The organism is Micromonospora violae (assembly GCF_004217135.1).
Lineage (GTDB): Bacteria > Actinomycetota > Actinomycetes > Mycobacteriales > Micromonosporaceae > Micromonospora > Micromonospora violae.
In genome coordinates, this window is record NZ_SHKK01000001.1 from 1,381,615 (window position 1) to 1,402,968 (window position 21,354).

14 protein-coding genes, 2 pseudogenes and 1 riboswitch are annotated in these 21,354 nt (G+C 69.9%); of the genes and pseudogenes, 11 read left to right on the forward strand and 5 right to left on the reverse strand.

Going from position 1 to position 21,354, the window contains the following annotated elements; translation table 11 throughout:
- The first annotated feature begins 9 nt into the window (after positions 1-9).
- The gene (locus EV382_RS06045; protein ID WP_130400618.1) at positions 10-5,616 is read left to right on the forward strand and encodes a GH92 family glycosyl hydrolase; all 5,607 of its coding nucleotides are present in this window, start codon (positions 10-12) and stop codon (positions 5,614-5,616) included.
- Here the strand turns inward: EV382_RS06045 and EV382_RS06050 are convergent.
- The gene (locus tag EV382_RS06050; protein WP_130400619.1) at positions 5,613-6,551 is read right to left on the reverse strand and encodes a hypothetical protein; all 939 of its coding nucleotides are present in this window, start codon (positions 6,549-6,551) and stop codon (positions 5,613-5,615) included. The two genes, EV382_RS06045 and EV382_RS06050, sit on opposite strands and share 4 nt — an antisense overlap.
- A gap of 196 nt (positions 6,552-6,747) precedes the next feature.
- Here EV382_RS06050 and EV382_RS06055 point away from each other — a divergent pair, with 196 nt between their 5' ends.
- Together EV382_RS06055 and EV382_RS06060 are read left to right on the forward strand one after the other, a co-directional pair.
- Positions 6,748-7,881: a sensor histidine kinase gene (locus EV382_RS06055; protein ID WP_130400620.1), complete on the forward strand. Its 1,134-nt coding sequence runs from the start codon at positions 6,748-6,750 to the stop codon at positions 7,879-7,881.
- A complete protein-coding gene (locus EV382_RS06060; protein WP_130400621.1) occupies positions 7,865-8,524 on the forward strand; it encodes a response regulator in 660 nt (219 codons plus the stop codon). The genes EV382_RS06055 and EV382_RS06060 overlap by 17 nt, the downstream gene beginning before the upstream one ends.
- 2 nt (positions 8,525-8,526) lie before the next feature.
- Here EV382_RS06060 and EV382_RS33930 read toward each other — a convergent pair.
- Positions 8,527-8,850 (reverse strand): annotated as a pseudogene (locus EV382_RS33930) (histidine phosphatase family protein); the annotation flags it as partial.
- 372 nt (positions 8,851-9,222) lie between these two features.
- On the opposite strand from EV382_RS33930, the pseudogene EV382_RS33935 reads away from it, so the two are divergent.
- The 6 genes and pseudogenes from EV382_RS33935 to EV382_RS06090 form a co-directional block, all read left to right on the forward strand.
- Positions 9,223-9,575, forward strand: a pseudogene (locus EV382_RS33935) (amidohydrolase family protein); the annotation flags it as partial.
- A complete protein-coding gene (locus EV382_RS33755; RefSeq protein WP_208758567.1) occupies positions 9,563-9,871 on the forward strand; it encodes an amidohydrolase family protein in 309 nt (102 codons plus the stop codon). The pseudogene EV382_RS33935 and the gene EV382_RS33755, both read left to right, overlap by 13 nt.
- A gap of 318 nt (positions 9,872-10,189) precedes the next feature.
- Positions 10,190-11,197 (forward strand): ABC transporter permease, encoded by a 1,008-nt coding sequence (locus EV382_RS06075; protein ID WP_130400622.1) that lies wholly within the window; start codon positions 10,190-10,192, stop codon positions 11,195-11,197.
- Positions 11,198-11,237: 40 nt separating this feature from the next.
- Positions 11,238-12,293, forward strand: a complete 1,056-nt coding sequence (locus tag EV382_RS06080) for an ABC transporter substrate-binding protein (RefSeq protein WP_130400623.1) — start codon at positions 11,238-11,240, stop codon at positions 12,291-12,293.
- Positions 12,293-13,111 (forward strand): ATP-binding cassette domain-containing protein, encoded by an 819-nt coding sequence (locus tag EV382_RS06085; protein WP_130400624.1) that lies wholly within the window; start codon positions 12,293-12,295, stop codon positions 13,109-13,111. Before EV382_RS06080 ends, EV382_RS06085 begins: the two co-directional genes overlap by 1 nt.
- Complete coding sequence (locus tag EV382_RS06090; RefSeq protein WP_244236560.1) at positions 13,108-14,127, forward strand: aldo/keto reductase; 1,020 nt, start codon at positions 13,108-13,110, stop codon at positions 14,125-14,127. The genes EV382_RS06085 and EV382_RS06090 overlap by 4 nt, the downstream gene beginning before the upstream one ends.
- 10 nt (positions 14,128-14,137) lie before the next feature.
- On the opposite strand, the gene EV382_RS06095 is transcribed toward EV382_RS06090, so the two are convergent.
- Both EV382_RS06095 and EV382_RS06100 read right to left on the reverse strand, forming a co-directional pair.
- Positions 14,138-14,860, reverse strand: coding sequence for a FadR/GntR family transcriptional regulator (locus EV382_RS06095; RefSeq protein ID WP_130400625.1), 723 nt, complete (start codon positions 14,858-14,860; stop codon positions 14,138-14,140).
- Between the two features lie 7 nt (positions 14,861-14,867).
- Positions 14,868-16,304: an enolase C-terminal domain-like protein gene (locus tag EV382_RS06100; RefSeq protein ID WP_244236561.1), complete on the reverse strand. Its 1,437-nt coding sequence runs from the start codon at positions 16,302-16,304 to the stop codon at positions 14,868-14,870.
- 295 nt (positions 16,305-16,599) lie between these two features.
- Positions 16,600-16,816, forward strand: a riboswitch (cobalamin riboswitch).
- Between the two features lie 192 nt (positions 16,817-17,008).
- Between EV382_RS06100 and EV382_RS06105 the strand changes: the two genes are divergently transcribed.
- Complete coding sequence (locus EV382_RS06105; RefSeq protein WP_244236908.1) at positions 17,009-19,339, forward strand: ribonucleoside-diphosphate reductase subunit alpha; 2,331 nt, start codon at positions 17,009-17,011, stop codon at positions 19,337-19,339.
- Positions 19,340-19,377: 38 nt separating this feature from the next.
- Positions 19,378-20,373 (forward strand): ribonucleotide-diphosphate reductase subunit beta, encoded by a 996-nt coding sequence (locus tag EV382_RS06110; protein WP_130408504.1) that lies wholly within the window; start codon positions 19,378-19,380, stop codon positions 20,371-20,373.
- Here EV382_RS06110 and EV382_RS06115 read toward each other — a convergent pair.
- Positions 20,370-21,287, reverse strand: a complete 918-nt coding sequence (locus EV382_RS06115; RefSeq protein WP_130400626.1) for a MerR family transcriptional regulator — start codon at positions 21,285-21,287, stop codon at positions 20,370-20,372. The two genes, EV382_RS06110 and EV382_RS06115, sit on opposite strands and share 4 nt — an antisense overlap.
- Between the last annotated feature and the right edge of the window lie 67 nt (positions 21,288-21,354).

Here is a 21,354-nt window from a genome sequence, read left to right on the forward strand (position 1 = left end):
CCGTCCCTCATGTCGCACACCCCCCTTGCGCGTCCTCGCCTGCTGGCGGTGACGACAGCAGCCCTGCTACCGCTGGGCCTGCTCGTCGCCGCGCCCCTGGCGAACGCCGCGCCCCAGCCGGCAACGCCCGGCAACTTCACCTCCTCGTTCGAGCCCGCCGACCCGCAGCCCGCCACCAGCACGGTCGAGGTCGGCGCGAACGGAAAGCCGATCCAGGCCAACCTGAGCGGCAAGGTCTCCACCCTGCCCGGCACCCTGCTCGGCCAGGTCACCGCCGTGACCGCGAGCGACGAGTACCAGCCGAGAGAGATCGCCGCGAACCTCAAGGACGACGATCCGTCCACCAAGTGGCTCGTGTTCGCCACCACCGGCTGGGTGACCTACCAGCTCGCCAAGCCGGCGACCGTGGTGCGCTACTCGCTGACCGCCGCCAACGACGCACCCGAGCGAGACCCCAAGGACTTCGTCATCCAGGGGTCGAACGACGGCAAAGCCTGGACCGACCTGGACAAGCGCACCGGCGAGAAGTTCAGCGGTCGCTTCGCGACCAACAAGTACAGCTTCACCAACACCACCGCCTACAGCTTCTACCGGCTCAACGTCACCGCGAACTCCGGTGACCCGCTCGTGCAGCTCGGCGACTGGAACATCAGCGACGGCTCGGACGTCCCCCTGCCGGCCACGCCGATGGTCAGCGTGGTCACCGCCGGCCCGAACGACGGGTACACCACGAAGCCGGAAGCCGGCTTCACCGGGCTGGCCGCGCTGCGGTACGCCGGCGGCGCCCCGGGCAGTGGCCGCTCGTACGGGACCAACAAGCTCTTCGACGTCGACATCCCGGTCGGGCCGAAGACCCGCCTGTCGTACAAGATCTTCCCGGAGTTCACCGGTGGGGACGGCCAGTACCCGTCCACCTACGCCGCGCTCGACCTGCACTTCACCGACGGCAGCTACCTGAGCGGGCGCGCCCCTGTCGACCAGCACGGCAACCTGCTCACCGCCGCCGGCCAGGGTGCCTCGAAGGCGCTCTTCGCCGACCAGTGGAACCTCGTGCGGACCGACCTCGGCACCATCGCGCGGGGCAAGACGATCGACCGCATCCTGCTGGCGTACGACGCCCCCACGGCCACCGGGGACACCCGGTTCCAGGGTTGGCTCGACGACATCGAGGTGGAGGGCTCGCCGGCGTCGATCGACGGCTCGAAGCTGACCAACTACGTCGACACCCGACGTGGCACCAACTCGTCGATCGGCTTCTCGCGCGGCAACAACCTGCCGATCACCGCGGTGCCGAACGGCTTCAACTTCTTCACCCCGGTCACCGACGCGGACTCCGAATCCTGGGAGTACGAGTACCACCGCAACAACAACGAGGCCAACCTGCCCATGCTGCAGGGCCTCGCGATCTCCCACGAGCCGAGCCCGTGGATGGGTGACCGCAACCGGATGTCGGTCATGCCGGTCGTCGGCAACGGCTCACTGACCGGTGACCCCGCCAGCCGCGCGCTCGCCTTCAGCCACGACGACGAGATCGCGCAGCCGGACCTCTACCGGGTCACGACGCAGAACGGCCTCGTCGCGGAGATGTCGCCCACCGACCACGCCGGGATCATGCGGTTCACCTTCCCGGCCGGCCAGGCGACGGGAAGCCTGGTCTTCCACACCGGCACGTTCACCATCGGCACGGACGCCACGTTCACCGGCTGGGTCGACAACGGAAGCGGCTTCTCCGCCGGCCGCAGCCGCATGTTCGTGGCGGGCACGTTCGACCGGGCGCCGACGGCGTCCGCCGCGACCTCGGCCACCTTTGACCTCACCACGACCCGGGAGGTGACGATGCGCCTCGCGACGTCGTTCCTCTCCGTCGACCAGGCGCGCAAGAACCTCGACCTGGAGGTCACCGGCAAGAGCTTCGACCAGATCCACGCCGCCGCGACGGCCGCGTGGAAGGACCGGCTCGGCCGGGTCGAGGTGCGCGGCGCGACCGAGGCGCAGCTGGTCTCGATGTACTCGAACCTGTACCGGCTGAACCTCTACCCGAACTCGCAGTCGGAGAACACCGGCACCGCCGCCGCGCCGCGCTGGCAGTACGCGAGCCCGGTCTCGGAGCCGACCGGCACGTCGACCGCCACCCGCACCGGTGCGAAGATCGTCGACGGTCAGATCTACGTCAACAACGGTTTCTGGGACACCTACCGCACCGTGTGGCCCGCCTACTCGCTGCTCTACCCGGACATCGCGGCCAAGATCGCGGACGGCTTCGTCCAGCACTACCGCGATGGCGGTTGGATCGCCCGCTGGTCGTCGCCCGGCTACGCGGACCTGATGACCGGCACCAGCTCCAACGTGGCGCTGGCCCAGGCGTACCTCTCCGGGGTCAAGCTGCCCGACCCGCTCGCGGCGTACAACGCGGCCGTCAAGGACGCGACCGTCGCGTCCGGGCGTCCCGAGGTCGGCCGCAAGGGCATCGAAAACTCGCTGTTCCTCGGCTACACCCCGACCTCCACGCCGGAGTCGGTGTCGTGGGCGCTGGAGGGCTACATCAACGACTACGGCATCGGCAACATGGGTGCGGCCCTCGCCAAGGACCCGGCCACGCCGAAGTCGGAGCGCGCCCGGCTCAAGGAGGAGTCGCGCTACTTCCTGGAGCGCGCCCGCAACTACGTCCACCTGTTCGACTCGAAGACGAAGCTCATGCAGGGCCGCGACGCCGCCGGCAACTTCCTCGCCGGTGACCCGCTGGACTGGGGTGGCGTCTACACCGAGACGAACGGGTGGAACTTCGCCTTCACCGCGCAGCAGGACGGTCAGGGCCTGGCCAACCTGGTCGGTGGGCAGAAGGCGTTGCGCGACAAGCTCGACACCTACTTCTCCACCCCGGAGAACGCCGACCGCCCCGGCGGGTACGGCGGCATCATCCACGAGATGGTCGAGGCGCGAGCGGTGCGGATGGGTCAGCTCGGCATGAGCAACCAGCCGTCACACCACATCCCGTACATGTACAACTTCGCTGGCGCGCCGGACAAGACCCAGGCGGCGGTCCGGGAGATCCTGCGTCGCCTCTACGTCGGCAGTGAGATCGGCCAGGGCTACCTGGGCGACGAGGACAACGGCGAGATGTCGTCCTGGTACATCCTCAGCTCGCTGGGCATCTACCCGCTGCAGGCCGGGTCGTCCGAGTGGACCATCGGCTCGCCGCAGTTCACCAGGATGACCGTGCACCGCAGCACCGGCGACATCGTCGTCAACGCGCCGAACAACAGCGTCGCGAACGTCTACGTGCAGGACGTCAAGGTCAACGGCAAGAAGCAGCGCGGCCTCTCCCTGGACGTGTCGGCGTTCGCCAAGGGCGGCACCATCGACTTCCAGATGGGCCCGAAGCCGTCGTCGTGGGGCAGCGGCAAGAACGACGCGCCGCCGTCGCTGACCAAGGGCAACGAGGCTCCGAAGCCGTTGCAGGACGTCACCGGCCCCGGCCTCGGCACCGCGACCGCCACCGGCGGTCAGGACGCGAAGAAGCTCTTCGACGACTCGTCCACCTCGCAGCTGACCTTCACCTCGGCGACTCCGGAGATCACCTGGGCCTTCCGTGCCGGCAAGCAGAAGCCGACGTACTACACGGTCACGTCCGGGGCCGCTGCGGGCGATCCGGCGAACTGGCGCCTACAGGGCTCCAACGACGGCCTCACCTGGACCACCGTCGACTCCCGCACGGATCAGGTGTTCCCGTGGCGCAACCAGACCCGCCCGTACTCGATCGACAAGCCGGGACGCTTCGCGCAGTTCCGCCTCGCCGTGACCAGGACCGTCGGCGCCGCGCAGACCAACCTCGCCGAGGTCGAACTGCTCACCGGGGGTGACCTCGACCTCGGCGGCGGCGACATCGCGGTGACCGCCACGGAGGGCGTGCACGCCACCGCCGGCGCACCCGTCTCGATGCCGCTGGGCACCGTCACCGGCGGCGACGCCAACGGCTACCAGGCCACCATCGACTGGGGTGACGGCACGCCGGTCACCGCGGGCACGTTGACGTTGAGCTCCCGGTCGGTCTACCGCATCGGTGGGTCGCACACCTACGCCACGCCGGGCTACCACCAGGCGACCGTCACGGTGACTGACGGCGCAAGCCAGAGCGCCGCGACGGTCGGCGTCGAGGTGGCGTACGCCCCGTCCTCCGGTCTCGCCGCCGCGTTCGACACCGTCTGCGTCGGTGACGAAGCGGTCCTCGCGGCCGACTGTGACGCCAAGTCGTGGGCGTACTCGCGGGCCGCCCTGGCGGCCGGCGGTGCGATCCAGGGCCAGCCGCAGCAGGTTCCCGGAACCGCGCTGCGGTACACCCTGCCGGTGATCCCGGCCGGGCAGCCGGACAACGCTACCGGTAACGGGGCGACGGTCGTTCTCGACCTTCCGCAGGACGCGAAGAGCATCTCGTTCATCGGCGCCGGAACGCAGGGCAACCAGAGCACCACCGGTACGGCGACGTTCAGCGACGGCAGCACGGCCAGCATTCCGATCCAGTTCAGCGACTGGACGCTGGGCGGCAACGCCAACGGCACCCCGTCCTACGGCAACATCATCGTCGCCCGGACGGCGTACCGCCTGCACGGCCTGAGCCGGGACGGCGCCCAGCCGTTCCTGTTCGCCACTGCGCCGTACCAGATTCCGGCGGGCAAGACGCTGGTGTCGGTGACCCTGCCGACGCAGACCGGTGACCCTCGCTCGGCGGGTCGGATCCACGTGTTCGCCGTGGCCAACGACGGCACGCCCACCGCGGCGCTGGCCACCGTGGCCCCGAAGGACCAGACGGTCGAGGCCGGGCAGACCCTCGCGGCGAACCTCGGTACGGTGACCGGCGGTGTTCCCGGCGCGACGGGCTACCGTGCCCGCGTCCAGTGGGGTGACGGCACGATTCCGAACGACGTGACGATCGGTGCGTCCGGCGCGATGAGTGGCCAGCACACCTACTCGCGGGAGGGCACCTACACGGTGCGCGTCACCGCGTGGGACACGCAGTCGAGCCGCTCCGGGTCCTTCACCGTCACCGTGGTCCGCGGCGGATCGCAGCCGTCGATCGCGCTGTCCGCGTCCGGGACCGTCCGGGGCGGTGCGGCGATCACCGTCGCCGGCAGCGGCTTCGCCGCGGGTGAGCAGGTGACCGTCAGCGTCGGCACCGACCCGGGCCGGACCATGAAGGTCGCGGCCTCCGCGTCGGGAACGGTCCGCGTCTCGGTGCCGACCTCCGGCAACGCGCAACCCGGCCGGTACGCCGTCACCGCGACGGGCGCGTCCTCGCGTACGCCGGCCACGGCCACCGTCCAGGTGACCGGGGAGCCGCAGGCGCGGACCTACCGGCCGCGGGCGGCGCTGCTGACCCGCTCGGGGCCGCGCGGCACGGCGATCACGCTCGACGGCTACGGGTTCGCTCCGAACGAGACGGTCACCGTCACCTTCGGGAGCGGACTCGCGGTCAGCACGGTGCGCGCCAACGGTGACGGCGTCATCTCCGGAGCGACGGTCAGCGTTCCGGGTGTGGCGAAGGCGGGCGCCACCAGCGTCACGCTGAACGGTGCCACGTCGGCGACGACGGTGTCCCGACCGTTCACCGTCACCGGCTAACTACCGCCTCGCAGATCGGGAAAGGTCGCTCGTTGGACCTGTCGTGATGCGAGACGGGTTGACGAATCACGAGTGGGCCGTGCCGGCTCCCGGCCGGCGCGGCCCACTCGCGCGTCCCTGCTGCGGCCCCACCGGGTCCGCCCGCCGGGCTTGAAGACCGAGAGGATCGTCGCGGCCCACAGCAGGGTGGCGAACAGCCCCATGGCGCCGATCAGCAGCATCCCGGTGGTCCCGGTCTCGATCGGGCCGGATGCGCTGCGGGCCTCAAGTTCCTCGATCCAGGGGCCTTCGAAGACCGCGAGAAACGGTAGGGCGAGCGCGATAACCAGCTTGGCCAGCACCCACCTGTGTTTGAGCAGACCCCACGGGGTGCCGAGCGAAACCACGACACCGGTGATGATCGCCGCAAAGGCGCTCGGGATCGCCAGCATAATCTCGAACGTGTGCAGCAACAGGTAAGCCCCGTGCTGTAGCTCGTGGCTGTCGGCCACCGCCCCGGTGATTGCCAGCAACAGCATGCCGGTCGCGACGCCCAGCCAACCGACCCCGATGCCGACGTGCAGCGTCAGCCACACCTTCCGCGGCGTCCGCCCCAGGCGGGGGAAGCGCGGCTTCAGGCCGACCGCGATCGCCGAGGACAGGGCCATCCCGAGCCACGGGGTGGCGTGGGCGAGCAGAAACAGGAACTGCGCCGGCACGAAGAGCAGATGGAAGACGATCAGCACCTGCCGGGTACGGGCGGCGAGTGCGGGGTGCCTGAGCGCGAGCCAGCCGCCGAACGAAAGCACTGTGGCAAGCGCGTAACCGGATGTCGCCGCGGTCGTGAAGAGCGGATGCGGTGGATCGGGACGCAGCGCGGTCAAGGTGCCTGCGGTGAGGGCGAAAACACCGAAGACGAGCTGCATCATTCGCGGGTCGAGATGTCGTCTGGCCATGCCCCCAACCCTCGCCGGGGCGCGTCGCGCGGTGCGTCGGCGGATCCGACAGAACGAATCAATCTCTCGGTGATGACCGGCGGGGGTGGCGTACATCTTTAGGCCGATGCCTGTGCCCGTCGGTCGGCCCTACGCTGGCAGCATCATAATCTCGCGTCTCCTGAACCAGCTTCTGCGCTGGTCCCGCGGCCGGTCGATGATCGACGCGGTAGCGGCGTTCGCCATGGCAGCGTGCGCGGCGACCGGCCAGTTCGGGGTGGACTTCTTCGGTCCTGCCCTCGCCGGCTTCGGTCCCGGCCTTCCTCCGGTGTGGCTCGGCAGCTCGCTCGGCCTCGCGGTCGGCCTGCTGACCTGGCGGCGCCGACAGGCTCCGACGGTCCTGCTGGCTGGTGCCCTGACGGCGACCGCGCTCGTGTCGGCCCAGGCGACGGTGGTGCTCGCGCTCTACACGCTGGCAGAGCGCACCATGGCGTGGCCGAAGGTCGCCGTGAGCGTGCTGGTCTCGGTGGTCCTGGTCGGCACCCCGATATGGCGGTACGCCGGCGCGGACGGAGCGATCCCGGTCACCGTCGCAGTCTGCGTTGCCCCGGCCTTCCTCGGGCTGTACGTCGGCACCCGACGCGAGCTGGTCGAACGGATACGGGAGCGGGCCGAACGCCTCGAACGCGAACAGCACCAGCGTGTGGCCCAGGCCCGGAGCGACGAACGGGCCCAGATCGCCCGCGATATGCATGACGTCGTCGCCCATCGGGTGGCGCTGATTGTGCTGCAGGCCACCGCCCTGGAGTCGGCCGGGGGTGAGGACGCGGTGGTCCGGGGACGGCAGATCGGAGCGATCGGGCGTGAGGCACTCGCTGAGCTGCGCGCTCTGGTCGGAATTCTCCGCAGCGATGATGACGCGCCGATTACCCCGCACCCCGGCGTGGCCGATCTCGACGCGTTGGTCGCGGACTCTCGGCGGCTCGGTGTACCGGTCACCCTGAGCCTGGAGAAGGAAACCGCTGAACGCCTACCGCTGCTGGTCGAGCACGCCGCCTACCGCATCGTCCAGGAGTCCCTCACCAACGTGCACAAGCACGCTCCCGGTGCCAGAACCCGGATCCGCATCAGGCAGACGCGGCAGTCGCTTCAGGTGGTGATCAGTAGCGGCCGCGGACGGCCCACCACGACCCCGCCGCTGCCGGGCGGCCGCCACGGGCTCCTCGGCCTCGCCGAGCGCGTTCACCTGATTGGCGGGGAACTGACCTCCGGCCCCACGGCCGATGGAGGGTTCAGCCTGGTCGCCGAGCTACCGATCGCACCGGGAAGAAACCATGACCTCACCGACTAGAACCTTGATCGTCGACGACGAATGGATGGTGCGTTCGACGCTGCGCACCATCCTCGACGCGGCCCCGGACATCGCGGTGGTGGGAGAGGCGTCCGACGGAGCCGAAGCGGTCGAGTTCGCACGGACGCTCCGGCCCGACGTCGTCCTCATGGACATCCGCATGCCGCGGACCGACGGGCTGACTGCGATCGAGCGGATCGCCCGGCTCGATCGGCCACCGCACGTCGTCGTGCTCACCACATTCGATCTCGACGAGTACGTGCACACCGCCCTACGCTACGGCGCCGTCGGCTTCCTGCTGAAGGATGCCTCCGCCGAGGACATGCTCAACGCGGTGCGCAGCGCGGCGCGCGGTGACGCGATGATCTCCCCGAGGGTCACCCGCAGGCTGCTTCGACAATTCTCGGGCCCGACATCCCACCGGCGCAGCAATGCCGAACAACGACTAGCGGTGCTCACCGAAAGGGAGCGGGAAGTCCTGGTAGCTGTCGGTGGCGGATTGTCCAACACCGCGATCGCGGCCACGCTCTTCATGAGTGAGGCGACGGTGAAGACCCACGTCAGCCGCATTCTGGCGAAGCTGGGCCTGGCCAATCGGGTCCAGGCCGCGATTCTCGCCTACCAAGCCGGCGTGCTGGACTGACCTCAGCCTGTTCGCGGTGTGGTCAGTCGTAGGTGCCAGCGGGTGTCCGGGCTCGTGAGCCGGACAACGGCCAACGGCTCCACGTCTACCTGCCGGTATGTCGCCAAAGGCAGGTCCAGAGCGTGCACGACCGCGACCCGGATCACCAGCGGGCGCGCGATCGCGGTGACCCGTCGGCCGGTGCCTCGTTGCCCGTCCAACCAGCGACCGACCCGATCCCGTAGAGCCGCGACGGACTCACCGCCGTGCGGCGCGGAGTCAGCGCTGGAGAGGCACTCGTGCAGCACCTGCGGCTGCTCGACGGCGATCTCCTCGATCGAACGCCCGGCCCAGTCACCAGGGCACCGACGGTGTCACCGACCCGCGGTGTCGATCGGGTCGGAGCGGTAGCGGGGGCAGGGAGATTCGTCAGACCAAAAGACGACTGTGTCGGGGGCCGGCCACGTCGCGCGTTCCGCCATCTATGAACAGTCTGTTACCGCTAACATGGTCAATCTGCCAGATCGGTGGTGTGTCTCCGGGTTGGCCCGGTGGGGTTCGATCAGTGGCCGGGGCGGGGTGTGGGGTGGACGTGACGGCGCCGGGACGGGTCCGATGACGACGGGCGAACTCGCCCCGGTGGCCCGGGCCGCCGGGGCGGCGAAGACCGTGGTCGTGCAGTCCGTCGCCGTCCGGTCGGAGACTCCCGAGCTGCTGGCATCGCGGCCGACGACCCCCTCGTCGCCGGGGTCGTCGGCTGGGTCGACCTCACCGCGGCCGACGTCGGTCGTCGCCTCGACCGGCCACGCCGGGCGCGCGGCGGTGAGCGGCTGGTCGGCATCCGCCACCTGGTCCAGTCCGAACCAGATCCGACCTATCTCGACCGTCTCGAGGCGCGGCGGGGCGTCGCCGCCGTCGGTGCCGTCGGTCTCGTCTTCGACCTCCTGGTGCGTCCGCACCAACTGCCGGCGGCCACCCAGCTCGTCCGCGACCGCCCCAGGTACGGTTCGTCCTCGACCACCTCGGCAAGCCCTCGCTCGGGCGGGCCGATCTCGATGACTGGCGCCGCGACCTGCGGGCGCTGGCGGCCGAGCCCAACACGACGGCGAAGCTCTCCGGCCTGGCGACCGGGGTGAGGGTGGTTCCTGGACGGCCGCCGACCTGCGGCCCGCCGTCGAGCACGCCCTCGACGTGTTCGGGCCGGATCGGCTGATGTTCGGCTCGGACTGGCCGGTGTGCCTGCTCGCCACCTCGTACACCCGCTGGGTGGCGGCTCTCGGTGAGTTGCTGGCCCCGCTCTCCGACGGTGAGCGCTCGGCGATCTGGCGGCAGACCGCCGCCGGGGCGTACGGGTTGTCCCTGTCCTGAGGCGGCAGCGACTTCCGTCCTGGTGACATAGCATGTTATCGATAACATGCTATCGCTGGAGGTCGCTGTCGGTCTGGTCGGCCGGAGGCCTTCGGCGGCACAGGTAACGATGGCAAAACATGCCGGTAAGACCTTGGCAACATACGTGAATGCGTGGCAAGGTAACGCCTGATCGTGGGAAACATCCGACCTATCTCGATGGTTGTGCGGGCTCTCGACCGCGCTGCCTTCGCGCGGGTCGGTCGCTCACAGGCGTTCGGCTCGTCGGCGGGTCCCCGTCGGTCGCCGGCGCCACGCTTGGGGAGGTCAGGTCCGACGATGAGTAGCGTCGAGGCAACCGCCGGCACGCAGCGCGGCGAACTCAGCGACTGGTTGCGCGAACGGGTCTCCCACGCCGTCTCCGAGTTCACCGCCGCCACCGCGTTGGTCGTCCTGTTCATCGCCTTGACCTTCGCGAGTCCCTACTTCCTGACCGCGGACAACCTCTTCAACATCGGGGCGCAGACGGCGGTGATCGCCATCATCGCCACGGCCCAGACGATGGTCATCATCACCAAGGGCATCGACCTGTCGGTGGGGTCGGTGGCCGCGCTCGCCGGCGTGCTGGGTGCGATGGTCGTGCGCGATCTCGGCTTCTCGGTCTGGGCGGCGACGGCGGTCGCGATCGGTGTCGGCGCGCTGGCCGGTCTGTTGAACGGGCTGCTGGTGACTGTCGCTCGGATTCCGCCGTTCATCGCGACACTGGGGACGATGTCCGTGGGCCGCGGCCTCGTCTTCATCATCACCGGAGCGGTCGGTGTCTACGGCCTGCCGCGATCCTTCCAACTGCTCGGCAACGGGGAGATCCTCGGCATTCCGTTCGCCGTGGTGATCACCGTCCTGGTCGCCGTGGGGGTCGCCTTCCTGCTCTCCCAGACCCGCTTCGGTCAGTACACCTACGCGATGGGTTCCAACCTGGAGGCCGCCCGCCGCTCCGGCGTCCGGGTGGGACGGCACCTGACCGGGGTGTACGTGCTGGCCGGCGTGCTGGTCGGGTTGGGCGGCATGATCGCAGCCTCCCGGGTCAACTCCGGCCAGCCCAACTACGGCATCTCGTTGGAGCTCGACGTCATCGCCGCCGCGGTCATCGGCGGCGCCAGCCTCTTCGGCGGGCAGGGCCGGATCGTCGGCACCATCATCGGCGCGTTCCTCATCGCCCTGGTCCGCAACGGCGCCGTCCTGCTCGACATCAGCATCCACTACCAGCAGGTGATCGTCGGCGTGATCATCTGGGCCGCCGTCTACTTCGACCAGTACCGCCGCCGGCGGCTGGAATCACGCGGTTGACATGCCATTCCGAGAGTCCGAACGAGGAAGGACGCACACCATGGCACACACCACCACCAGCCGGCAGACGCGAGGGTCACTCCGGCGCGCGCAGGCGATCCTGGCCGCGGCCGCGGCGACCGCTCTGCTCAGCGCCTGCGGCGGGGTCGAGGTCCGCGACGGCGGCGGCGACGGCGCGACAAAGGACGCGAGCGGCCCGTTGAAGCTCGCCGTCGTACCCAAGGCGGTCGGGGCCGACTACTGGAACACGGTCAAGGCGGGAGCGGAGTGCGCCGCGCAGCGCGCGGGCGACGTCACCGTCCAGTGGGACGGGGTGACCGCCGAGACCGATGTCGAAGGACAGGTCAACCTCATCCAGAACTTCGTCACCAAGAAGGTCGACGGCATCGTCTACGCGGCGACCGACTCCAGCGCGCTGGCACCGGCGACCGACAAGGCGCTCGCCGCCAACATCCCGGTCGCCATGATCGACTCGGGCACCAGCCCGCAGCCGTCGAATGTGCCCCTCTACGCCACCGACAACCGCGCGTCGGCGGTCGAGGCGGCGAAGCTGCTCGCCACCGAACTCGGGCCCGGCAACCACGAGGTGGCGCTGGTCGAGTTCCAGCCCGGCTCGCAGACCAACACCGAGCGGGTCGACGGCTTCAAGGCCGGCCTCGCCCAGTACCCCAACCTGAAGCTGGTCGGTCAGCAGCCGAGCAAGAGTGACGTCAACGAGGCCCGCCGGGTCACCGAGAACATCCTCACCGCCAACCCCAAGCTCGCCGGCATCTTCGCGGCCAACGAGCCGAGCGTGCTCGGTGCCGCGCAGGCCATCCAGGCGGCCGGCAAGTCCGGCAAGGTGGTCATCATCGGCTGGGACGCGGCCCCGGACGAGATCGCCGGGGTGCGCAGCGGTCAGATCTCGGCGCTGGTCGTGCAGAACCCGTTCAAGATGGGCTACTTCGGCGTCGACAAGATGGTCAAGCACCTTCGGGACAAGGCGCCGCTGGCGTCGGCCGACACCGGCGTCACCTTCGTCACCAAGGAGAACATCGACTCGGCAGAGATCAAGGCGGTGCTCGAACCCAGCTGCGCCAACCCGCCGGTGCAGTGATGGGCACGATCCCCACGGAAACCGCCGACCGCGATCAGCACCCCACCGACGCGGAACCGCCGGTCCTCGAAGCCCGCGGCATCGTCAAGCGGTTCGGGCACGTCGAGGCGTTGCGGGGTGCCGACTTCACGGTCCGCCGGGGTGAGGTCGTCGCGTTGATCGGCGACAACGGCGCCGGAAAGAGCACACTGATCAAGACCCTGTCCGGTGTGCACCCGCCCGACGAGGGTGAGATCCGGGTCGGCGGCCGTCCGGTCCAGTTCTCCACCCCGGTCGACGCCCGTCGGGCGGGGGTGGAGACCGTCTACCAGGATCTCGCCGTCGCCGACGACCTCAGCGTCGCCGCCAACCTGTATCTCGGCCGGGAGATCCTGCGCTCCGGTCCGCTCGGTCGGCTCGGGCTGTTGGACAAACGCGCCATGCGGCAGGGCGCGGCCGCAGCCCTCGACGAACTGGGCGTACGGATCCCTCGGGTCACCACCCCGATCGCCATGCTCTCCGGTGGGCAGCGGCAGTGCGTCGCGGTGGCCCGCGCCATCATCTGGGCGACCAACGTGGTCATCCTCGATGAGCCCACCGCGGCGCTGGGGGTGGTCCAGACCGGGCGGGTGCTCGACGTCGTTCGACGGGCCCGCGACGCCGGCATGTCGGTGGTGCTGGTGAGTCACAACATGCCGCAGGTGCTGGAGATCGCCGACCGGGTCGAGGTGCTGCGCCTCGGCCGGCGCGCGGCCCAACTCCGCGCCGACGAGGTCACCACCGACGACCTGGTCGCGGCGATGACCGGCAGCACCAGCACGGATCGGGACGAGCGGTGACGGCGGCCGTCCAGCGGGGTGCGCGCGATCCCGCCCGTCGGGCGACCCCGAACACCGTCGGGTCGCCGCTGCGGCTGAGCCCACTGGGCTTCGGTGCCTCGCAGGGCGGCAATCTCTACCGGGCGACGTCGGATCAGCAGTTCGCCGCCGCGGTGGACGCCGCGTGGGCGGGTGGCATCCGATACTTCGACACGGCACCGCACTACGGGCTGGGCCTGTCCGAACGGCGGCTGGGAGCGGCGCTGCGCTCCCGCCCGCGCGACGAGTACGTGGTGTCGACGAAGGTCGGTCGGCTGCTCGTGCCGTCGCCGGAGACGGCTCACCGGCGGGATCCGGAGGGGTTCGACGTTCCCGCCGATCATCGCCGGGTCTGGGATTTCAGCCGCGACGGCGTGCGCCGTTCGTTGGCGGCGAGCCTTCGGCGTACCGGCCTGGACCGCATCGACGTGGTCTACCTGCATGATCCGGACGAGCACTGGGAGCAGGCCGCGCGCGAAGCTGTTCCGGCGTTGGTGGAGCTGCGGGAGCAGGGCGTGATCGGTGCGGTCGGCGTGGGGATGAACCAGTCCGCGATGCTGGCCCGCTTCGTGGCGGAGACCGACGTTGACCTGGTGATGTGCGCCGGCCGCTACACCCTGCTGGAGCAGGGTGCGTTGACCGACCTGCTGCCCGTCGCGCAGGCCCGGCACGTCGGTGTGGTGGTCGCCGGGGTCTACAACTCCGGGCTGCTGGCCCGGGAGATGCCACCGAACGACGCCGTCTACGACTACCGGCAGGCGCCGGCAGAGGTGATCGACCACGCCCGCCGGGTGGCGCGGGTCTGCCAGACGTACGGCGTCACGCTGCCCCAGGCGGCGTTGGCGTTCGTCCGTCGTCACCCGGCGGTGGTTTCGACATTGGTCGGCATGCGCGACGAGGCCCAGGTGACCGAGACGCTGCGCCGCTCCGGCGTGGACGTCCCGGATCAGCTCTGGGCGGCGTTGTACGACGAGGGGCTGCTCGACGTGCAGTCGTAGCGGCCGGCGGTCAGGACCGGGTCGCCTCGATGCTCGTATCGGCGTCGTCGGGTGACCCCTGCAACGATTCCTCCACGCCGATCAGGTGGTTGGCCATCCGGGTGCGGGCCCGCTCCGGGTCGCGCGCCACGAGGGCCTTCAGGATCGCCACGTGCTCGTCGTGGGTACGCAGGTCCGCGCCCTCCTCGTGCAGGCTCCGCCAGAGCCGGCCGCGGATGGTGCGCCCGGCGAAGGCTTCGATCAGGCCGACGAGCACCGGATTCTCGGCGTGCACGGCGATGATCCGGTGAAAGGCGATGTCGATTTCCATGATGCGCTCATGGTCCTGCGGTGACTGGCCGATCATCCGGGCCGCCTCGTCGAGCAGGTCCGCCGCCTGGGCCAGGGCCTCGTCGGTGATCCTGGTGGCCGCCAGCCGGGCGGCCTCGCACTCCAGCAGCCGTCGAACGGTGTGGATGTGCCGGGGGTCGCCCTGACCCTGGAAGTCCACCACGAAACCCATCGGGGCCAGCAGCTGCGGCGCGTCGAGGTTGGTGACGTAGGTGCCGTCACCCTGGCGGATGTTGACGATGCCGAGGATCGACAGGGCCGACATTCCCTCGCGTAGCGAGCCCCGCGAGACACCGAGCGACTCGGCGAGGTCCTTCTCGATGGGCAACCGGTCTCCGGGCCGGAACTGCCCTTCGAGGATCATCCGTTTGATGCCGTTGACCACTTCGTCAGTGCGAGACATGACTCCCCTAGCGCCCGGCGGGGGTGGCCGTCCCACCCGCGATCACGTACGCCGCCTCCGGAGATGACACGGTAGTCGGGTCTGTCGCCGCCCAGTAGTGGCCGTCGGGGAACCGGTAGAGCGCGACCGACTCGGGACGCATCCGGGTGGAGTAGCCCGGCGCGCTGGGCAGGACGTAACCGCTGCCCGAGCCGGTGTCGCGGATGATGCACGGGTCGGTGAAGTGCTCGTGCAGGTGGTCGACGAACTCGGTGACCCGGTTGGTGAGATCCCCGGAGATCGCGACGTAGTCGAGCACCGACACGTGTTGGACCATCTCGCACAGCCCGACGCCGCCGGCGTGCGGGCACACCGGGATGTCAAACTTCGCGGCGAGCAGCAGCACGGCGACGATCTCGTTGATGCTGGCCAGCCGGCCGGTGTCCAGCTGGCAGAAGTCGATGGCCTGAGCCTGGAACAGCTGCTTGAACATCACCCGGTTGTGGCAGTGCTCGCCGGTGGCGACGCCGATCGGCGCGACGGCGCGGCGGACGGCGGCGTGGCCCAGGATGTCGTCGGGGCTGGTCGGCTCCTCGATCCACAGTGGTGTGAACCGGGCGAGGGCGGTGACCCACTCGATGGCCTGGCCGACGTCCCACACCTGGTTGGCGTCGATCATCAGGTTGCGGTCCGGCCCGAGGATCTCCCGCGCGATCGCGCACCGGCGGATGTCGTCGTCGAGGTTGGCGCCGACCTTGAGCTTGACGTAGCCGTAGCCGCTGTCGACCGCCTCCTGGCACAGCCGGCGCAGCTTGTCGTCGTCGTAGCCGAGCCAGCCCGCCGAGGTGGTGTAGGCGGGGTAGCCGGTCCGGTCGAGCTCGGCGAGGCGGGCGGCCTTCGTGCCCTCCTTGGCCCGCAGGATGGACAGCGCCTCGTCCCGGGTCAGCGCGTCGGAAAGGTAGCGCAGGTCGGCGATGTCGACGAGTTGTTCGGGGGACATGTCGACGAGCAGCCGCCACAGCGGCTTGTCGGCGAGCCGGGCGACCAGGTCCCATGACGCGTTCAACACGGCGGCGAGGGACAGGTGGACGACACCCTTCTCCGGACCGAGCCACCGCAGCTGCGAGTCGGAGGTGAGCAGGCGGTAGACGGCGCCCATGTCCGCGGCCATCGTCGCCACGTCGAGGCCCACGAGTTGCTGTGCCTGGTGGACTGCCGCTGCCGCGACGATGTCGTTGCCGCGACCGATGGTGAAGGTCAGGCCGTGCCCCGCGAGCGGCGCACCCGTGCCGTCGACGCCGTCGGTGTGCAGGACGACGTAGGCCGCCGAGTAGTCACCGTCCTTGTTCATGGCGTCTGACCCGTCAGCGGTCAGGGAGGTGGGGAAGCGGACATCTTCGACGGTGACGGCAGTGATCTGCGGCATGCGCCCCTCGCCCAGCTCGGCAAAAGATCTGATGATCATTGGGAGTATACGGAGGGTTTCCTCCGACCGTCAACGTCGTCGATCGCCGGTCAGGTGCCAGACATACGATGTTTCCGGGTCTTCCGGACCCGGTCGGGGGGTCCGACGACATCCACACTCCACCTGCGGTCGCGGCCGCCTCGACGCCCCAGATCTTCGTCGATTGTCGACATCTTCGGGGGCCGCCCCGCCGTGCCCGGCGTCGGCGGGCCCTGGTGGTGACGGTGGTCACCGGCCGGCCGCCGACACGCCCGGCACCGACATGTGGGGTGTGACAACGGCTGCGTCCCTATATATGGTGTCGAGCGCAGCTGGTTCGGCCGCTCATCCGGCGCGGTCGAGGCAACAGGGAACCCGGTGGAATTCCGGGACTGTCCCGCAGCGGTGAGTGGGAACAACCGCCGTCATCAGCACTGGGCCATCCATCGGCCTGGGAAGCGACGGCCAGTAGGAGACCGGCGATCCCGGTCGTGCCCGCGAGTCCGAAGACCTGCCAGCGCGCCGCGTACCCGCACCCGGGTGGGCGGCGGTCCGAGGCCGCGTGGGACGGCTGACGCCACCTGACCCACGCCGGGCTGGCGTGGCGTCCGTCGGTGTCTGTCTCCTCGCGTCCGGGCCACCAGGTCTCGAACTCCGAGGAGCGAGTGGTGACAGTCACCGAGATAGTCCCGGCCAGCGGCGACGCGGCCGTACGGCGGACGCCGATGCAGGTCCGCAAGCGCGACGGCGGCACCGAACCCGTGGACGTCAACAAGATCGTCCGGGCGGTCGAGCGGTGGGCCGACGACCTGACCGACGTCGACCCGATGCGGGTGGCCACCCGCACCATCAGCGGCCTGTACGACGGCGCGACCACCGCCGAACTGGACCGGCTGTCCATCCAGACCGCGGCCGAGATGATCGGTGAGGAGCCGCAGTACTCCCGCCTCGCCGCCCGGCTGCTGGCCGGCTACGTCGACAAGGAGGTGCGTCGGCAGGGCATCACCTCGTTCAGCGCGGCGATCCGGGTCGGCCACACCGAGGGCCTGATCGGCGACGACACCGCCGTGTTCGTCGCCGCGCACGCCAGGACGCTCGATGCCGCCGTCGACCCGGACGGGGACCGCAGGTTCGAGTACTTCGGCCTGCGCACGGTGTACGACCGTTACCTGCTGCGCCACCCCACCAGCCGGCTGGTGCTGGAGACCCCGCAGTTCTGGCTGCTGCGGGTGGCCTGCGGCCTGTCCCGGACGGCCGACGAGGCCGTCGACTTCTACCGGTTGATGTCCAGCCTGGCCTACCTGCCCAGCTCACCGACCTTGTTCAACTCCGGGACCAGGCACACCCAGATGTCCTCCTGCTACCTGGTCGACTCCCCGCTCGACGAGTTGGACTCGATCTATGCGCGGTACGCCCAGGTCGCCAACCTGTCCAAGTTCGCCGGCGGTATTGGCATCGCGTACTCGCGGGTCCGCTCCCGGGGCGCGCTGATCCGGGGCACGAACGGGCAGTCCAACGGGATCGTGCCGTGGCTGCGCACGCTGGACGCGAGCGTCGCCGCGGTCAACCAGGGCGGCCGGCGCAAGGGCGCGGCCTGCGTCTACCTGGAGCCGTGGCACCCGGACATCGAGGAGTTCCTGCAACTGCGGGACAACACCGGCGAGGACGCCCGGCGTACCCACAACCTGAACCTGGCCAACTGGATCCCGGACGAGTTCATGCGCCGGGTCGAGGCCGACGAGCCGTGGTCGCTGTTCGACCCGCACGAGGTGCCCGAGCTGCCCGACCTGTGGGGGGAGCGGTTCGACGCCGCGTACCGGGAGGCCGAGGCGCAGGGTCGCTACGTGCGGCAGGTCCCGGCGCGGGAGCTGTACGGGAAGATGATGCGCACCCTCGCCCAGACCGGCAACGGGTGGATGACCTTCAAGGACGCCGCGAACCGGCTCTGCAACCAGACCGCCGAGCAGGGCAACGTGGTGCACCTGTCCAACCTCTGCACCGAGATCGTCGAGGTGTCCAGCGACGCCGAGACCGCCGTGTGCAACCTCGGCTCGGTGAACCTGGCCGCCCACCTCACCGCCGACGGCATCGACTGGGAGCGGCTGCGCGCCACGGTACGCACCGCGGTGACCTTCCTCGACCGGGTCATCGACATCAACTACTACCCGACCGCGCAGGCGGCGGCGAGCAACCCCCGCTGGCGGCCGGTCGGGCTCGGGCTGATGGGCCTGCAGGACGTCTTCTTCGCGCTGCGACTGCCGTTCGACTCGCCGGCCGCGCGGGAGCTGTCCACCCGGATCAGCGAGGAGCTGTACCTGACCGCGTTGGAGACCTCCACCGACCTGGCGCGGGAGTTCGGTGCGCACCCGGCGTACCCGCAGACCCGGGCCGCGCGGGGCCAGCTCCAGCCCGACCTGTGGGGCGTCGAGGGTACGCAGACCGCGCGGTGGGACGCGCTGCGGGAGCGGGTCGAGGCGTACGGGCTGCGCAACTCGCTGCTGGTCGCGGTCGCGCCCACCGCGACCATCGCCTCGATCGCCGGGTGCTACGAGTGCATCGAGCCGCAGGTGTCCAACCTGTTCAAGCGCGAGACCCTGTCGGGGGAGTTCCTCCAGGTCAACACCGCTCTGGTACGCGAGCTGAAGGCCCGCGGTCTGTGGACCGACCGGATCCGTTCGGCGATCAAGCGGGCGGAGGGATCGGTGCAGGACATCGCGGAGTTGCCGGCCGACGTACGGGAGTTGTTCCGCACCGCGTGGGAGCTGCCGCAGCGGGCGCTGATCGACCTGGCCGCCGCCCGCGCCCCGTTCATCGACCAGTCCCAGTCGCTGAACCTGTTCCTGGCCGCACCGACCATCGGCAAGCTCTCCTCGATGTACCTGTACGCCTGGAAGGCCGGCCTGAAGACCACCTACTACCTGCGCTCACGCCCCGCCACCCGGATCCAGCAGGCCACCGTCAGCGCCGTCGCGCCGGCCGCTCTCACCGTCGCCGTCGACGCCGAGGCGCTGGCCTGCTCGTTGGAGAACCCCGAGTCGTGCGAGGCCTGCCAGTGACCCCCGCCGACACCACCACCGACCTGAGGACCACGCACATGCTGCTCGACCCCGGGATGGACCTCACCCTCCGCCCGATGCGTTACCCGCACTTCTTCGACCGGTTCCGGGACGCGATCCGCAACACCTGGACCGTCGAGGAGGTCGACCTGCACGCCGACCTCGCCGACCTGGACAAACTGTCGCCGGCCGAACGGCACCTGGTCAGCCGCCTGGTGGCGTTCTTCGCCACCGGCGACACGATCGTCGCCAACAATCTGGTGCTCAACCTGTACCAGCACGTCAACAGCCCCGAGGGCCGCCTTTACCTGTCCCGGCAGCTGTTCGAGGAGGCCGTGCACGTCCAGTTCTATCTCAACCTGCTCGACACGTACGTGCCGGACGAGACCGAACGCTTCGAGGCCTTCGCCGCCATCGAGAACATCCCCTCGATCCGTCGCAAGGCCGAATTCTGCTTCCGCTGGATCGACTCTCTGGGCGACCTGCGGGAGCTGCGGACGCGCGAGGACCGGCGAGCGTTCCTGCTCAACCTGATCTGCTTCGCCGCCTGCATCGAGGGGTTGTTCTTCTACGGCGCGTTCGCCTACGTCTACTTCCTGCGCTCCCGTGGCCTGCTGCACGGCCTCGCCTCCGGCACCAACTGGGTGTTCCGCGACGAGTCCATGCACATGGCGTTCGCGTTCGACGTCGTCGACACCGTCCGCGCCGAGGAGCCGGACCTGTTCGACGACGACCTCGCCGACCAGGTCCGCCAGATGCTCACCGAGGCCGTCGAGTGTGAGGTGCAGTTCGCCGAGGACCTGCTGGGCCAGGGCGTGCCCGGTCTGACCCTGGCCGACATGCGGGAGTACCTCCAACACGTCGCCGACCGCCGCCTCGCCCAGCTCGGCATCGCGCCGCTCTACGGGTCGAGCAACCCGTTCGGTTTCATGGAGTTGCAGGACGTGCAGGAGCTGTCCAACTTCTTCGAGCGGCGGGTGTCGGCGTACCAGGTCGGGGTGAGTGGCACCGTCGCCTTCGACGACGATTTCTAGGCGGCGGCCGATCCGGGGGCCTGGCGTCGTTTGGTGAGCCACCGCATCACCTCTAGGGGGTGCGACGCCGGGTCCGGGATCGGGTGGAAGACGTGTTCGACTGCGCCGTCGGCGACGATCAGGGTCAACCGCTCGTAGAGCGTCATGTCACCCGCGGTGCGGGTCGGCAGACGCAGCGCGTCGGCCAGGGTCAGCCTCGGGTCGGGGATCAGCGGGTAGGGCAGCCGCAGCCGGTGCGCGAGTTCCCGCTGGTAGCCGGTCGACTGTGCGGACAGGCCGTACACCCGGGCGGCACCGGCCGCGCGCAGTTCCGCGTGGTGGTCGCGGAACCAGGCGGCCTGTTCCGTGCTGCCGCGCGCACCGTGGATCTCCAACAGGCCGTTGGGCAGGTCGACGCCGGGCCGCCCGGTCAGTGGGTACACGAAGATGACGGTGCGCCCGGCGCCGAGCGCGCTGAGATCGACCGGACGGCCGTCGGTGCCGTAGAAGGACAGGGGTGGCAGTCGGACGCCGACCAACGTGGTGGGGTCGGCGTCCGATTGCGGGTGATTGCCGGGTACGACCCGGGTCGCGGCGGCGTCGAGGCGCGCGTCCAGCGCGTCCCGCTGGGCGGTCAACTTGCCGATCCGTTCCTGGAGGCTGCCGATGGTGCTGCGGTACGTGGCCACCGCCGCCGCGCACACGTCGGTGTCGTCGGCGCCACCGGCGATCGACTCGACGAACGGGCGGGTCTCCTCGACGGTGAGGCCGAGCGCCATCAGCTCGCGGATCTGGGCCACCAGCCGCACCGCGATCGGGTCGTACTCCCGGTAGCCGTTGCGTAACCGTCGGGGCACGACCAGCCCGGCCGACTCGTAGTACCGCAGTGCCCGGACCGTCGTTCCGGTCCGTCGTGCCAACTCACCCACCCGCATCCCGCGACCCTAAACCCGCACCCCGGGGTACGGGTCAACGTGTCCATCGTCGCGGTGCGGAGGCCGT

Coding starts and splice junctions, on each gene's coding strand:
- EV382_RS06045 (WP_130400618.1), top strand. CDS start 10: ATGTCGCACACCCCCCTTGCGCGTCCTCGCCTGCTGGCGGTGACGACA.
- EV382_RS06050 (WP_130400619.1), bottom strand. CDS start 6,551: ATGGCCAGACGACATCTCGACCCGCGAATGATGCAGCTCGTCTTCGGT.
- EV382_RS06055 (WP_130400620.1), top strand. CDS start 6,748: ATGATCGACGCGGTAGCGGCGTTCGCCATGGCAGCGTGCGCGGCGACC.
- EV382_RS06060 (WP_130400621.1), top strand. CDS start 7,865: ATGACCTCACCGACTAGAACCTTGATCGTCGACGACGAATGGATGGTG.
- EV382_RS06075 (WP_130400622.1), top strand. CDS start 10,190: ATGAGTAGCGTCGAGGCAACCGCCGGCACGCAGCGCGGCGAACTCAGC.
- EV382_RS06080 (WP_130400623.1), top strand. CDS start 11,238: ATGGCACACACCACCACCAGCCGGCAGACGCGAGGGTCACTCCGGCGC.
- EV382_RS06085 (WP_130400624.1), top strand. CDS start 12,293: ATGGGCACGATCCCCACGGAAACCGCCGACCGCGATCAGCACCCCACC.
- EV382_RS06095 (WP_130400625.1), bottom strand. CDS start 14,860: ATGTCTCGCACTGACGAAGTGGTCAACGGCATCAAACGGATGATCCTC.
- EV382_RS06100 (WP_244236561.1), bottom strand. CDS start 16,304: ATGATCATCAGATCTTTTGCCGAGCTGGGCGAGGGGCGCATGCCGCAG.
- EV382_RS06105 (WP_244236908.1), top strand. CDS start 17,009: ATGCAGGTCCGCAAGCGCGACGGCGGCACCGAACCCGTGGACGTCAAC.
- EV382_RS06110 (WP_130408504.1), top strand. CDS start 19,378: ATGCTGCTCGACCCCGGGATGGACCTCACCCTCCGCCCGATGCGTTAC.
- EV382_RS06115 (WP_130400626.1), bottom strand. CDS start 21,287: ATGCGGGTGGGTGAGTTGGCACGACGGACCGGAACGACGGTCCGGGCA.